At 64.7% G+C, this 12,211-nt stretch carries 16 protein-coding genes; 7 read left to right on the forward strand and 9 right to left on the reverse strand.

From position 1 onward, the window contains the following. Positions 1–261 precede the first annotated feature (261 nt). From AC2FAN_RS13535 to AC2FAN_RS13555, 5 genes are all read left to right on the forward strand, one after another. Entirely contained in the window at positions 262–1,170 is a 909-nt protein-coding gene (locus AC2FAN_RS13535; RefSeq protein WP_485174658.1) for a metal ABC transporter substrate-binding protein, read from the forward strand. Then, complete coding sequence (locus tag AC2FAN_RS13540; RefSeq protein ID WP_485174660.1) at positions 1,167–2,084, forward strand: manganese/iron ABC transporter ATP-binding protein; 918 nt, start codon at positions 1,167–1,169, stop codon at positions 2,082–2,084. The genes AC2FAN_RS13535 and AC2FAN_RS13540 overlap by 4 nt, the downstream gene beginning before the upstream one ends. Further along, positions 2,072–2,929 carry a metal ABC transporter permease gene (locus tag AC2FAN_RS13545; RefSeq protein WP_485174662.1) on the forward strand — a complete coding sequence of 286 codons (858 nt, stop codon included), beginning with the start codon at positions 2,072–2,074 and terminating at the stop codon, positions 2,927–2,929. The genes AC2FAN_RS13540 and AC2FAN_RS13545 overlap by 13 nt, the downstream gene beginning before the upstream one ends. Then, positions 2,926–3,759, forward strand: coding sequence for a metal ABC transporter permease (locus AC2FAN_RS13550; protein WP_485174664.1), 834 nt, complete (start codon positions 2,926–2,928; stop codon positions 3,757–3,759). Before AC2FAN_RS13545 ends, AC2FAN_RS13550 begins: the two co-directional genes overlap by 4 nt. 290 nt (positions 3,760–4,049) lie before the next feature. Next, entirely contained in the window at positions 4,050–4,442 is a 393-nt protein-coding gene (locus AC2FAN_RS13555) for a CopG family transcriptional regulator (RefSeq protein WP_265050811.1), read from the forward strand. An 11-nt stretch (positions 4,443–4,453) separates the two neighbouring features. Here the strand turns inward: AC2FAN_RS13555 and AC2FAN_RS13560 are convergent, their stop codons facing one another. Further along, positions 4,454–4,846 carry a hypothetical protein gene (locus AC2FAN_RS13560; protein ID WP_485175260.1) on the reverse strand — a complete coding sequence of 131 codons (393 nt, stop codon included), beginning with the start codon at positions 4,844–4,846 and terminating at the stop codon, positions 4,454–4,456. Here AC2FAN_RS13560 and AC2FAN_RS13565 point away from each other — a divergent pair. Then, positions 4,796–5,563 (forward strand): extracellular catalytic domain type 1 short-chain-length polyhydroxyalkanoate depolymerase, encoded by a 768-nt coding sequence (locus AC2FAN_RS13565; RefSeq protein WP_485174666.1) that lies wholly within the window; start codon positions 4,796–4,798, stop codon positions 5,561–5,563. The genes AC2FAN_RS13560 and AC2FAN_RS13565 overlap by 51 nt on opposite strands. Before the next feature lie 217 nt (positions 5,564–5,780). Then, complete coding sequence (locus AC2FAN_RS13570) at positions 5,781–5,987, forward strand: hypothetical protein (protein ID WP_265050808.1); 207 nt, start codon at positions 5,781–5,783, stop codon at positions 5,985–5,987. A 44-nt stretch (positions 5,988–6,031) separates the two neighbouring features. Here AC2FAN_RS13570 and AC2FAN_RS13575 read toward each other — a convergent pair whose 3' ends face one another. From AC2FAN_RS13575 to AC2FAN_RS13610, 8 genes are all read right to left on the reverse strand, one after another. Further along, positions 6,032–6,295 carry a hypothetical protein gene (locus tag AC2FAN_RS13575; RefSeq protein WP_485174668.1) on the reverse strand — a complete coding sequence of 88 codons (264 nt, stop codon included), beginning with the start codon at positions 6,293–6,295 and terminating at the stop codon, positions 6,032–6,034. A 47-nt stretch (positions 6,296–6,342) separates the two neighbouring features. Continuing rightward, a complete protein-coding gene (locus AC2FAN_RS13580) occupies positions 6,343–6,561 on the reverse strand; it encodes a hypothetical protein (RefSeq protein WP_485174670.1) in 219 nt (72 codons plus the stop codon). A 33-nt stretch (positions 6,562–6,594) separates the two neighbouring features. Further along, a complete protein-coding gene (locus AC2FAN_RS13585) occupies positions 6,595–6,828 on the reverse strand; it encodes a hypothetical protein (RefSeq protein ID WP_265050805.1) in 234 nt (77 codons plus the stop codon). Next, positions 6,825–8,201: a glycoside hydrolase family 130 protein gene (locus AC2FAN_RS13590; protein WP_485174673.1), complete on the reverse strand. Its 1,377-nt coding sequence runs from the start codon at positions 8,199–8,201 to the stop codon at positions 6,825–6,827. Before AC2FAN_RS13590 ends, AC2FAN_RS13585 begins: the two co-directional genes overlap by 4 nt. A 38-nt stretch (positions 8,202–8,239) precedes the next feature. Next, positions 8,240–10,522 carry a glycosyltransferase family 4 protein gene (locus tag AC2FAN_RS13595; protein WP_485174675.1) on the reverse strand — a complete coding sequence of 761 codons (2,283 nt, stop codon included), beginning with the start codon at positions 10,520–10,522 and terminating at the stop codon, positions 8,240–8,242. After that, positions 10,519–11,478 carry a class I mannose-6-phosphate isomerase gene (locus tag AC2FAN_RS13600; RefSeq protein ID WP_485174677.1) on the reverse strand — a complete coding sequence of 320 codons (960 nt, stop codon included), beginning with the start codon at positions 11,476–11,478 and terminating at the stop codon, positions 10,519–10,521. The genes AC2FAN_RS13595 and AC2FAN_RS13600 overlap by 4 nt, the downstream gene beginning before the upstream one ends. Positions 11,479–11,799: 321 nt before the next feature. Next, positions 11,800–12,057, reverse strand: coding sequence for a hypothetical protein (locus AC2FAN_RS13605; protein WP_265050801.1), 258 nt, complete (start codon positions 12,055–12,057; stop codon positions 11,800–11,802). A gap of 1 nt (position 12,058) precedes the next feature. Next, the gene (locus tag AC2FAN_RS13610) at positions 12,059–12,196 is read right to left on the reverse strand and encodes a hypothetical protein (protein WP_485174680.1); all 138 of its coding nucleotides are present in this window, start codon (positions 12,194–12,196) and stop codon (positions 12,059–12,061) included. Positions 12,197–12,211 lie beyond the last annotated feature (15 nt).

Here is a 12,211-nt window from a genome sequence, read left to right on the forward strand (position 1 = left end):
TTCTGCCGGGGAAGCCGCGGGCGCGCCAAGCTACCTCGACGCGCGCATTGGTACCTACTGCGCGAAGGATCGCTTCGATCAGGAGAGGCCGCCAGGATTGTCGGGAATACGGCACAGCCCGCGCGCGCCAGGCCGAGAGGCGCCGGCCTCCGCCCCCGCACACGCTGTGAGCTTAATTGCAAATAACTCGCACTTGCAAAGTTGACGGATATCGCGGTAACACAAAATGCTCTTGCAACCCATTATCAATAAGAGGCGTTCATGCTGGTTAATGCGCGACGATCGGTTCTGGCCGGACTGATGGGGGTCGGCCTGGCGGCCGCGCTGAGCACCATGCCGGCGGCCGCCCAGGAAAAGCTCAAGGCCGTCACGACCTTCACGGTGATCGCCGATATCGCAAGAAACGTGGCAGGCGACGCGGCGGTCGTCGAGTCGATCACCAAGCCCGGCGCCGAGATTCACAACTACCAGCCGACGCCGGGCGACATCCAGCGCGCGCAGGGCGCGCAACTCATCCTCTGGAACGGCCTCAATCTCGAACTCTGGTTCGAGAAATTCTTCCGGAACCTCAAGAATGTGCCGAGTGTCGTGGTCTCGCGGGGGATCGAGCCGATGGGCATCGCCGAAGGTCCGTACACCGGCAAGCCGAACCCGCATGCCTGGATGTCGCCAACCGCGGCACTGATCTATGTCGACAATATCCGCGATGCCTTCGCGAAGCATGATCCGAAGAACGCCGAGACCTACAAGGCCAATGCCGAGGCGTACAAGGCGAAGATCAGGGCCATCATCGACCCGATCAAGGCGGAGCTCGCCAAGGTCCCCAAGCAGAAGCGCTGGCTGGTATCGAGCGAGGGAGCGTTCTCCTATCTCGCCCGCGATTTCGACCTGAAGGAGCTCTATCTCTGGCCGATCAATGCCGATCAGCAGGGCACGCCCCAGCAGGTCCGCAAGGTCATCGACGCGGTGCGCAAGAACAAGATCACCGTTGTCTTTTCCGAAAGCACGATCTCTTCGGCGCCCGCCGAGCAGGTGGCGCGCGAGACCGGGGCGAAATATGGCGGCGTGCTCTATGTCGACTCGCTGACCGAGGCGGACGGGGCCGTGCCCACCTATATCGATCTGCTCCGGGTCACGTCGGACACCATCGCCAAGGGGCTCGCGCAGTGAACGCGCCCGTCAGAAATCCCGTCCACCCCGCATCTTCGGATGCGGGGCCGGGCATCGCGGTGAAGGAAGCGACCGTGACCTATCGCAATGGTCATACCGCGCTTCGGGATGCGAGCTTTCAGATCCCCACGGGCACGATCGCGGCCCTCGTCGGGGTCAACGGCTCCGGCAAGTCGACGCTGTTCAAGGCGATCATGGGCTTCGTGCGGCTGGCGAAGGGCGACATCCGCGTGCTCGGCCTTTCGGTCGCGGAAGCGCTGCGCCGGAACCTCGTCGCCTATGTGCCGCAGGCGGAAGAGGTCGACTGGAACTTCCCCGTCCTGGTCGAGGACGTCGTTATGATGGGCCGCTACGGCCATATGGGCATGATGCGCATCCCCCGCGCGGTCGATCGCGCGGCCGTCTCGGTCGCGCTCGCCCGCGTCAATATGGGCGAGTTCCGCAAGCGCCAGATCGGCGAGCTCTCCGGCGGACAGAAGAAGCGCGTCTTTCTCGCCCGCGCTCTCGCGCAGGACGGCCGCGTCATCCTGCTCGACGAACCCTTCACCGGCGTCGACGTCAACACCGAGGATCAGATCATCACGCTGCTGCGCGAACTGCGCGACGAAGGCCGCGTCATGTTGGTCTCGACCCATAATCTCGGCTCCGTGCCGGAATTCTGCGACCGCACCATCCTGATCAAGGGCACCGTGCTCGCCTACGGACCGACCGTCGAGACCTTCACGCAGGAGAACTTGGAGAAGGCTTTCGGCGGCGTGCTCAGGCATTTCGTCCTCAGCGAGGCGCAGAGCGGCAGGCCGGCGCCCGTCCGCGTCTTCAGCGATGACGAGCGGCCACTCGTCCTGCAGGACGGCAGGGCAACGGCGTGTGCGACGGAACAGGGCAATGAGGGGCCGAACCGATGGCCGGCCTGATCGAGCCCTTCACCTATGACTACATGCTGACCGCGATGTGGGTCTCCGCCCTCGTCGGCGGCGTCTGCGCGTTCCTGTCCTGCTATCTCATGCTCAAGGGCTGGTCGCTGATCGGCGATGCGCTGTCTCACGCGATCGTTCCCGGTGTGGCCGGCGCCTACATGCTGGGCCTGCCCTTCTCGATCGGCGCCTTCTTCTCGGGCGGGCTAGCCGCCGCCGCGATGCTCTTCCTCAATCAGCGCACCAAGCTGAAGGAAGACGCGATCATCGGGCTGATCTTCTCGGGCTTCTTCGGGCTAGGCCTGTTCATGGTCTCGATCTCGCCGACCTCGGTGAACATTCAGACCATCGTTCTCGGCAATATCCTGGCGATCACGCCGGGCGACACGATCCAGCTCGCCATCATCGGCTTCGTCTCGCTCGCGGTCCTGCTGGTCAAATGGAAGGACCTGATGGTGGTCTTCTTCGACGAGAGCCATGCGCGCTCCATCGGCCTCAACCCGACGGCGCTCAAGGTGATGTTCTTCACGCTCCTGTCGGCCTCGACGGTGGCGGCGCTCCAGACGGTCGGCGCCTTCCTCGTCATCTGCATGGTCGTCACGCCCGGCGCGACCGCCTATTTACTGACGGACCGCTTTCCGCGACTGCTCGTCATCGCCGTGGCGATCGGCGCGACCACCAGCTTCACCGGCGCCTATGCGAGCTATTTCCTCGACGGTGCGACCGGCGGCATCATCGTTTGCCTGCAGACGCTGGTCTTCCTGATCGCATTCCTGTTCGCCCCCAAGCACGGAATGCTGGCGGCCCGCCGCCGCGCCGCGCAGGCGCTGGAGGTAGGGCCATGAGCTTCCTCGACACGCTTCTGGCCCCCTTCCAGTTCGAGTTCATGATCAATGCCCTGATCATCTCGGTGCTGGTGGCGATCCCGATGGCCCTGCTCTCCTGCTTCCTCGTCCTCAAGGGCTGGTCGCTGATGGGCGACGCGATCTCGCACGCCGTGTTTCCGGGCGTGGTCATCGCCTACATCGTCGGGTTTCCTTACGCGATCGGCGCCTTCGTCGCCGGCATGTTCTGCGCCATCGCGACCGGCTTCCTGAAGGAGAACAGCCGCATCAAGCAGGACACGGTGATGGGCATCGTGTTCTCCGGCATGTTTGGCTTCGGGCTGGTTCTCTACGTCAAGATCCGGTCCGATGTGCATCTCGACCACATCCTTTTCGGCGACATGCTTGGCGTCTCCTTGGCCGATATCGGCCAGGCCGCGCTGATCGCCGCGCTCACGGCGGCCGTCATCGGCGTCAAATGGAAGGACTTCCTCCTGCATGCCTTCGATCCCGCGCAGGCGCGGGCCGTCGGCCTGCCGGTGAACCTGTTGCACTATGGCCTGCTCAGCCTGATCTCCCTGACCATCGTCGGCGCCCTGCAGGCCGTCGGCATCATCATGGCCATCGCCATGCTGATCGCGCCGGGTGCCATCGCCTTCCTGCTGACCCGCAGGTTCAGCACCATGCTGATCCTGTCGATGGCCATTGCCGCGGCTGGCTCGTTCCTCGGCGTCTACCTGTCCTTCTTCATCGACAGCGCCCCGGCACCGACCATCGTGCTTCTGCTCTCCATCGCTTTCGTCGCGGCGTTCATCCAGGCGAGTCGAAGGACGGCTCGGATTATGGCGTAAGCTCTGGGACAAGGCTCCGCGGACGCCGATGGAGCCTTCTCTCAAGAGCGATGGCGCGAACACCTCGTAACGCTCGGTTGCCAAGACCGATCGTGGGCACGCTACCTGACCCAAACCGGAGTTTGGTGCGGGGGTTTTTCGCGTGTCCTGAGGCCGCGCGATATCCAATTCCCAGTCAGCCAAGACCGATCTTGGCCGCACAGCCGGTTTAAGAACCGTCGATCGACCCTCTTGATATGCGGCGCACGCAATCCATATACCATCCACCCGGATGGTATATGGATGTGATTATGAAAGCGCCCGATAGCGAAAAGCTGACACTAAATCTCGGCTTCGTGGACCTCGGCCGCATCGACCTGCTGGTCAGGGACGGCTTCTATTCCAACCGGTCGGATTTCATTCGCACCGCAATCCGCAACCAGCTTTCGTCCCATTCCGAGATCGCGGCCAAGGCGACGACACGATTGGCGCTCGAATTGGGACTTCGGACATTCACGCGGCGGGACCTGGAGGCGGTGGTGGCCGCCGGTGAACAACTCGAAATCCGGGTCCTCGGCCTGGCCGTGATCGACAACGACGTCTCGCCGGAACTGGCGAGGACGGCCATCGCATCCCTCACGGTCCTCGGTGCCTTGCACGCATCCCCCGACATCAAGGCCGCCCTGGCCGACCGCCTGACATGACCCAAAGGACATCAGCCATGAACCCGCGCTTTCACGCCGCCATCGGCGAAGCCATGAGCCGCCTGCGAACAGCCGATGTGGCGGGCGCAACGGCTGCGGTCCAGCGCGCTCTTGCCGGACAGCAGCCTCTGCGGGGAGCAGATCCGGATAGCGGCGGCCAGGGCAGAGCCGGCCTCGAAGCGCCTCCGGCGCGGGGTCTCAGGGCGGTCCTGCAGAAGCTTCGCCATGAGCGGCCGAGCTTCGTTCACACCCCCAGCCATGGCCCAGCGGCCGCTGAAGGAGCCGGGGACAGTGAGAACTTTCGCGCGCGCCGCTTCCAATCGGCAGCCGGCTCGGTGGCATACAAGCTCTACATGCCCGCCGATCATGCCGGCCGGGAGCTCGCGCTGGTCCTGATGCTGCATGGCTGCACGCAAAATCCCGACGATTTCGCGCGCGGGACCAGGATGAACGTATTGGCCGACGAATTCGGCCTGATCGTCGCCTATCCTTTGCAGCCGAAATCGGCCAACGCCCAAGGCTGCTGGAACTGGTTCGACGCCCGACATCAGCAGCGCGGCGCCGGCGAGCCCGCCGTTCTGGCCGGGCTTGCTCAGGAACTGGCTTCGGAGTTCAAGATCGATCGCAGGCGCATCTTCGTTGCCGGCCTGTCGGCTGGCGGTGCCATGGCCGACATCCTGTCAGCGGCCTATCCCGACGTCTTTTCCGCAGCGGGCATCCATTCCGGCCTGCCCCATGGCGCGGCTTGCGATGTCATGTCGGCATTTGCCGCGATGAAAGGGACTGCGAAAGCAGCAGTGAAAGGTGGTTCGCCGGTCAGAAAGATCGTTTTCCACGGGGCTGCCGACGCCACCGTCCATCCGTCGAACGGCAAACAGATGTTCGATCTCACACGCTCCGCCCATGGCGAACCGGCGGAATTTCAGACCGATGCAGTGATCAATGGCAAAGGCGTGACCCGGACGCTTCTCGGAAACGGCGATGGGCCGGCGATTGCCGAGCACTGGCTCATCAAGGGCGGCGGCCACGCCTGGTCGGGAGGCGACCGTCTGGGAAGCTATGCGGATGCGACGGGCCCCGACGCCTCGCGGGAGATGATCCGCTTTTTCCTCGAGGCCTGAGAAAACGCCGGCGATTTCGGGGCGGAATCCGCATGGCTCAGCGGCATCCGCTCCGGCAAGGCCTGAAGGCCGGTCAACGATCCAGCCTTAACGCGATGCTCGGGAACGGGCATCGACGGGAACAAACGATGCTGCGGGTCGTTTGTCGTTCATGACGAATCCGATCAAATCACAGGACGACCCAATCCGGAGCGCAGCCCCTGCGCCCGTTCATGACATGGACCGGTCTCTTCCCGTCGATTCCCGCAAGAATGTCGTGCGCAAGAACCAGCAGCTGAAGGCGCGCGCCGTTGCGGGGCGGCATATCGACGAAGCACTCTCCGACCTGCCGATCTCCGACGACACCAAGGCTTCACGGAAGGCGAAGCTCATCGATGTGCCCGCAGGTACGCCGGACAAGCGGCGCGGCAAGCGGCCGACATAAGGCTCAGCTTCGATCCTTGGCGGCGAGGGAGGCGAGGCGGCTCATCACGATGCCGTTTCCTCGTCACTCTGGGAAGGCTGCGCCCGCCTGCAGGTCCCGCGGGTAAAGCGTTCGATCTCGGCAAGGGCTTCGTCGAGTGTCCGGTAGGGTTCGAGCTTCATGGTCGCCATCGTCTGCATCGCATGACCGGCGGGATGAATCCGAAACACGCCGGAGGTCTCTTCCACTACACGCCCCATCTCCCGGCCGAGCAGGTCGGTCAGCAGCCAGGCTGCCTCGTCCGGTTTTGAAGTCACGTCGATGTCCAAGGCAGATTCCTTCGGTTAGCAGCTCGCAAGCGTCGGCTTTTTTGGGCTCACTTCGAGGTCTTGCCGGCCTTCGCCTCGGGCGGAGCCGCGGCGCGGTCGAGAGCCTCCTTGCGCAGCCTTTGTTCCTTCAGCCGCGCGGTATTGGCGTCGCGGGTCTGATTGACGCTTTCGACTTCCGACAGGATACGATTCCGCGACAGGGATTGGGTTTGCGTCTTGAGGAACGCGGCTTCAGCCTGCGTGCGCGATTTGGAATGTGCGGTCATCTGCTTTCTCCTGATTGGCGGCTCCCCGAGCCTTCACAGCAGCTGCGGCTGCTGCGGGGAGTCGGCCGCCGCCGATTTCGAAACCACGATCTGGTTGTGCTCGATCGCTCGCTCGCGACCGTCGGCGCCGCGCACCCGGTACTGACGCTCGCCGCTTTGCTGCACGGGCATCAAGCGAACGATCTCATATTCGCCCGTTCCGGACCGGTCGGCGAAGCCGAATGAAAGGCGGACGATATCGCCGACCTTGATGGGTTGTTCGGTCATGATTTTTCCCTTTCGAAGATGGGCTCCCCGGCGGGAAGCCGCTCGTTTTCGTCGTGGGCACCCAAGGGTGCATCGGAAATCTCCATCGCGTCCAGCAGCGCGGCGATCCTCACCGTGGCGAAATGGCAGAAGCTGTCCGACACCGCATAGGGCAGGACGATCATATCGCCGTGGCGCATCGCGCCGCAGGTGTAGACGACGTTGGGAACGTAGCCTTCCCGTTCCGAGGGCTCGGGCTGGACGAAAGGCTCGCGCAGGCGAGCCAGCACCTTCGACGGATCCGCCTTGTCGAGCAGAACCGCGCCGATCGTGTATTTCCGTACCGCTCCGACGCCGTGGGTCAGCAGCAGCCAGCCCTCGTCAAGTTCGATCGGGGAGCCGCAGGTGCCGATTTGAACGAACTCCCACGGAAATCGCGGCGTCAGGATCTCGACCCCGCCGTTCCAGACAAGGAGATCGTCCGAATAGATCAGATAGAGGTTCTCATTGTCCTGTCTCGCGATCATGGCGTAACGGCCGTCGAGCTTGCGCGGAAACAGCGCCATGCCCTTGTTCACGGCGGCGGAGCCTCGCAGCGGCGACAGCCGGAACGACAGGAAATCACGCGTCTCGATCAGCTCAGAGCGGATCGCCCTGCCGTCATAGGCGGTATAGGTGGCGCGATAGACGGTCTCGCTGTCCTCCTCGCATGCGACGAAGCGCGCATCCTCGATGCCGTTCGCCTGAGGCGCGGTCACGGGAAAGATCACGCGCTCGCTGATGTCGCTATCGGCCGCGAAGACGACCTCGACGTCTTCACCGTCGAGGCGCGCCATGCGGTTGTGCAGAGTCGCGATCGTCGCCAGGCGCGAGGTCGGATCGATGCTGATGCCGCCATCGGCCGCGATCGATCCGGAGCGGAACGTCAGCGACGAGATATGCCCCTCGCCGACGGCGCGAACGCTCAGGATGAAGCGGCACCCCCCTGCGGGAGCGCCGGTCTGGTCGGGATGCAGCACGATGCTGGGATTGAAGAGCGCTGCCGCCTCGAACGAATACTCATGCAGAAAATAGGCTCCGACCAGCTGGCGCTGAACCCTTGTGAAGGCGCCATGCGTGGCGAAGGCATCCTCCATTTCGTCGGCCCGCGCCTCGAACCTTTCCAGCAGGTTGCGGTGCCGACCGTTGAAATTCTCGAGCACATCGGCAAGCAGGTTCGCCGCCGCCGCCGGGTCGAGCGACAGCACCCGCTCGACGATATGGTTCGCCTTGGCCTTCTCGGCGGCGTTGAAATTCCGCGGCTCGGCCGCGGGCCCGAACCGGCGCACGACGACCCTTGAAGGGTCGGGGTGCAGGGAGAGGGCCTGCCTGTTCAGAAAAGTGGGCTGGGACAAGACGTCCGCCGATCTGTTTGTGCAAGTTCGCCGAAGGCTCAGGCGTGCAAGACCCGAAGCGGCGCCAGTTTCGGGCGATCCCCGCTGATGCGGGCAAGCTGGCGAATCTCGGCGAGACTAAGCAGATAGGATACCACGGATTCGCCGCCGCGGTTCTCATTCGGCCGATCGCGATGCAGCCCGTCGCGGCAGGCGCCGCTGTCGAGGTCGACCAACGGTACCGAGAGATCGTTATCGCCCAGGAACCAGGCGAAAGCGCGCGCGGCTTCGGTGCGCCATTGCGGGTCGCCATCGGCACTCCAGGCTGCCAGGCATGCGGAAATCGTCGCCGTCGCTTCCAGCGGCTGCTGGTCGAACGCTTTCGGCGCGCTGCGCTTGTCGCCGAAGCTCTCCGAGCCGACCGGCCTGAACAGGCCCGCCGGCGTGGTCTGGAGATGCGCGAGCCAGCGCAGCGAGCGCAGGCCGGCCTCGACATAGGCTGGAACCTTCATCGATATCCCCGTCGCGATCAGCGCTTGCGGCAGGCGCGCATTGTCATAGGAGAGCCCGTCCTCGAACCAGACCCAGTCCGGCGTCTCGACCGCCGCCATCAGGCCGAGCAGACGGTCGGCGAGCAGCGCGCGCAACGACGAGACGGCAATGGCCGCCCCGCCGGCGATGGTGCAGTAGGCATCGAGGCCGAGCAGGGCGAAGGCCCAGGCGCGCGGTGAGCTGAAGCTCTCGACGACAGGCAAGGCTTCGGCGAAGAGGGCGGCGGCCCATCGCCGCCGCGAAACGCTCGCGTCGTCACGCGCGCAGACACCGAGCGCCCAGAGCGTGCGCCCATGGCTGTCTTCCGAACCGGCATCCTCGAGCCAGCGCCTGTCGAAGCTCATGAAGTTGCGGAAGCGCCGTCGGTCGGGATTCCAGGCATGCTGGACGAAGGAGGCGAAGCGCGCCGTGAGCACGTCCGCTAGAGGCGGCTCGCCAGTGTCGTTCAAGACACTGGCGAGGAGCAGCGCACGGGCATTGTCGTCGATGCAATAGCCATGCGCACGATCCGGCACGGAGTGGACGGCGTGCTGGAACAGCCCGGTATCGTCGCACATGCTCAGAAGATGGCCGGTCTGCAGCTTGGGCGGTGCCGTCATTGCCGGCACAGGCCTCGGCTCGCCGTCGCCAGCGATGACGCTCAGCATGCGGCCCCGACGGGCCGTCTCGAAGGCGGCGAGATAACGCTTCGCGGTCCGCTCCCAAGTCATCGAGCGACTGCTCGCATAGGCGCGCAGCCTCATGGCCTGGCGCCGGGGAGCATCGGTCAGCAGGCTGGCGATCTCGTTGCCGATCGCGATGGGATCGCCGAACGGCACGAGGATGCCGCGCCCGTCGGCGAGCAATTCTCGGGCATGCCAGTAGGGCGTCGAAACCACGGCCTTGCCGAGCCCGAAACTGTAGGCCAGCGTGCCCGATGTCATCTGCGCCTCGTTGAGATAGGGCGTGACATAGACATCGCACATCGAGATGAAGCCGAGCAGCGTCGCCTGATCGACGAACTGGTCGAGGAAGACGACATGGTCCTCGACCCCCAGCTCGCGCACGCGCCGCATCAGGCTCTCGCGATAGGCCTCGCCACGCTCGCGGACGAGATTGGGATGCGTCGCACCTAGAACGACATAGATCGCATCGGGACGGCGCCTCAGGATCGAGGGCATCGCGTCGATCATCACCTCGATGCCCTTGTTGGGCGACAGCAGGCCGAAAGTCAGGATGACCGAGTGGCCGCTGAAACCCAGCCGCTTCTTCGCCTCATCGGGCTCGACGAAGGCGAATTCGGGAATGCCGTGTGCGATCACCTCGATCTTGTCGGCCGGCAGCCGATAGACGGTGCGCAACAGATCGCGGCCCTTCTCGGCCATGACGATGACGCGCGCCGAGGCATCGACGACCCGTTCCATCACGTTGCGCTGCAGCGGCGTCGGCTCGGCCAGGACGGTATGGAGCGTGGTGACGACCGGCATCGTCAGGCGCGACAGCAGCGTCATGATATGGCCGCCGGCCTCACCGCCGAAGATGCCGAACTCGTGCTGAAGGGAGACGACGTCGAAACGGCCCTCGTTCAGGAAGTCGGCGGCGCGGGCATAGTCCTCGAGCCGGTCGTCGGCGATCTGGCAATGCACGGAGATCGGGTAGTCATAGCCATCACCATGGTCGTTCATGGCGATGATGGAGGTATCGACATCGGAAGACGCGATCGCCTGCTGCAGATCCGTGGTGAAGGTCGCGATCCCGCAGCGGCGGGGCAGCGAATTGCCGATAAAGGCGATGCGTTTGGTCGGACTCATGATCTTACCTCCGTGGACGGAACCGGCGATTGCGCGAATGTCGGAGGCGGTCCGGTCGGCGGGGCGACCGTCTCCCGGAGCGCTGGGATGCCGTGGCCGTCGACACGATGCAGGAGATCGCGGCCGGGCGTTGCGGCGTCGTAGGCGACCAGGCAGGACAGCCCGCCCTCGCCCGGCACGATGCGCACGGTCTGCGCCTCGATGAAGCAGCCTTGGCCGATGCCGATCTGCAAGACGTCGATCGTGGCGTCGCCGGCGATGGCGGCCAGCCAGGTCTCGCGGCGGGCATCGAGATCCCAGATCGATCCGGCAGGCAAGTCGATCCGCTCGAAGACGAAGTAAGGATTTGCGACGAGCACGGTCCGGACATCGCCCAGCCGCCGCACCGGCACGGCAGGCTTCGCAGGCCGGGCATGAGCGACCGCGACGCCCTGCTCGATATGAAGTTCGCGGGCACGGCCATGGTCGAACAGCCGGAACGTTGTATCGCTGCGCTGCTGGATCTCGGCGAGCACGAGGCCCGGGCCGATCGCGTGGATGGTTCCGGCCGGGACGGAGATGACGTCGTCCTTCAGCGGCTGGTGCCACGCCACAAGCTGGGCGATCGAGCCATCGGCAATCGCGGCGCGCAGCCGCTCCGGAGTGATGACCGATGTGAGGCCGACACCGACCGTGGCATCAGCCGCGGCGGACAGGATGTACCAGGCTTCCGTCTTGCCGCGCGGCAGCCCCATTCCATGGGCGGTGGCGTCGTCCGGATGCACCTGGATGGACAGCGCCTCCCTGGTGAACAGCAGTTTGAGCAGCAAGGCCGGCTCCGGTGCATGCGGGTCGCAGCGCTGGAACCAGAGCTCGCCGATCGGAACGCTGGGGTGCCCGGTCGTGCTCCAGGGAAGGAGGTCGGTGGACCCCCAGGGTTTAGGCATCATCTCTATGCAGGCTTGTTCGAGCGCCATGTCGGGCTCCTGGTTCGCAGGCCGGCAATCGCTCGACGGATTGTCGCGCGATGCGGCCATGGTCGGCGGCGGCGTGTCGTGACACCGGTGCGGGCTGCCACCCTTCATGGGCGGTGCCGGGCGGCCGGCGCGCGTCGGAAGGGCGCCGCCTGCGCTCCACATGTTGGAGCAGTCTTCCGAGCGATCGTGCTGAGCGAGCCGCTTTCGACGCAGCGGCGACATACGCGATGGCAGGTGAGGGGCGAACTGCCAGTTGCGCGAAACCGCATTCAACGGGTTTCGCAGAGGTTGTCCGCGCGGCGCCGCCTCGCAGACGTCCGTTTAAGCGCCGACGTCGGCCTCCAGCGCGCTCGCCAGCTCGCCGGAGTTCACCGTGAACACCTGGGAACGGCCGGACGAAGACAGCGCCGGGGTGTGCAGCATGGTGGCAATCTGGCGATAGGCGAGGAAGGAGACGGCCGGAATCTCCTCCTCGTCGACCACCACACGGTAGGTCCCGGCAGGCTGCACGTGGTCGAGCGCGCTCAGCCTGAATGGGTTGTTGAATGTGACCGTGGTTTCCCGGCTGCGAATGTTCACTTCAGCTCTTTTTCTTGGTTTTGCTCGCAAGTTCGAGCGGCGCCGGCATTCCTCTGACCGCTACGGCCACCGCCGCGGCTTCCTTTTTCTTCTTGGGTTTCTTGGCCTCTCGATTCCCGCGTGTCTGTCCCTTGGCCATTGTGATCTCCGAATG

Source organism: Allobosea sp. RIT-PG3_2, assembly GCF_057321085.1.

Excerpts from the sequence above, each read along its gene's own strand:
- AC2FAN_RS13535 (WP_485174658.1), top strand. The coding sequence starts at position 262 with ATGCTGGTTAATGCGCGACGATCGGTTCTGGCCGGACTGATGGGGGTC.
- AC2FAN_RS13545 (WP_485174662.1), top strand. The coding sequence starts at position 2,072 with ATGGCCGGCCTGATCGAGCCCTTCACCTATGACTACATGCTGACCGCG.
- AC2FAN_RS13550 (WP_485174664.1), top strand. The coding sequence starts at position 2,926 with ATGAGCTTCCTCGACACGCTTCTGGCCCCCTTCCAGTTCGAGTTCATG.
- AC2FAN_RS13555 (WP_265050811.1), top strand. The coding sequence starts at position 4,050 with ATGAAAGCGCCCGATAGCGAAAAGCTGACACTAAATCTCGGCTTCGTG.
- AC2FAN_RS13565 (WP_485174666.1), top strand. The coding sequence starts at position 4,796 with ATGCCCGCCGATCATGCCGGCCGGGAGCTCGCGCTGGTCCTGATGCTG.
- AC2FAN_RS13560 (WP_485175260.1), bottom strand. The coding sequence starts at position 4,846 with ATGCAGCATCAGGACCAGCGCGAGCTCCCGGCCGGCATGATCGGCGGG.
- AC2FAN_RS13570 (WP_265050808.1), top strand. The coding sequence starts at position 5,781 with ATGGACCGGTCTCTTCCCGTCGATTCCCGCAAGAATGTCGTGCGCAAG.
- AC2FAN_RS13580 (WP_485174670.1), bottom strand. The coding sequence starts at position 6,561 with ATGACCGCACATTCCAAATCGCGCACGCAGGCTGAAGCCGCGTTCCTC.
- AC2FAN_RS13585 (WP_265050805.1), bottom strand. The coding sequence starts at position 6,828 with ATGACCGAACAACCCATCAAGGTCGGCGATATCGTCCGCCTTTCATTC.
- AC2FAN_RS13595 (WP_485174675.1), bottom strand. The coding sequence starts at position 10,522 with ATGAGTCCGACCAAACGCATCGCCTTTATCGGCAATTCGCTGCCCCGC.
- AC2FAN_RS13600 (WP_485174677.1), bottom strand. The coding sequence starts at position 11,478 with ATGGCGCTCGAACAAGCCTGCATAGAGATGATGCCTAAACCCTGGGGG.
- AC2FAN_RS13610 (WP_485174680.1), bottom strand. The coding sequence starts at position 12,196 with ATGGCCAAGGGACAGACACGCGGGAATCGAGAGGCCAAGAAACCCAAG.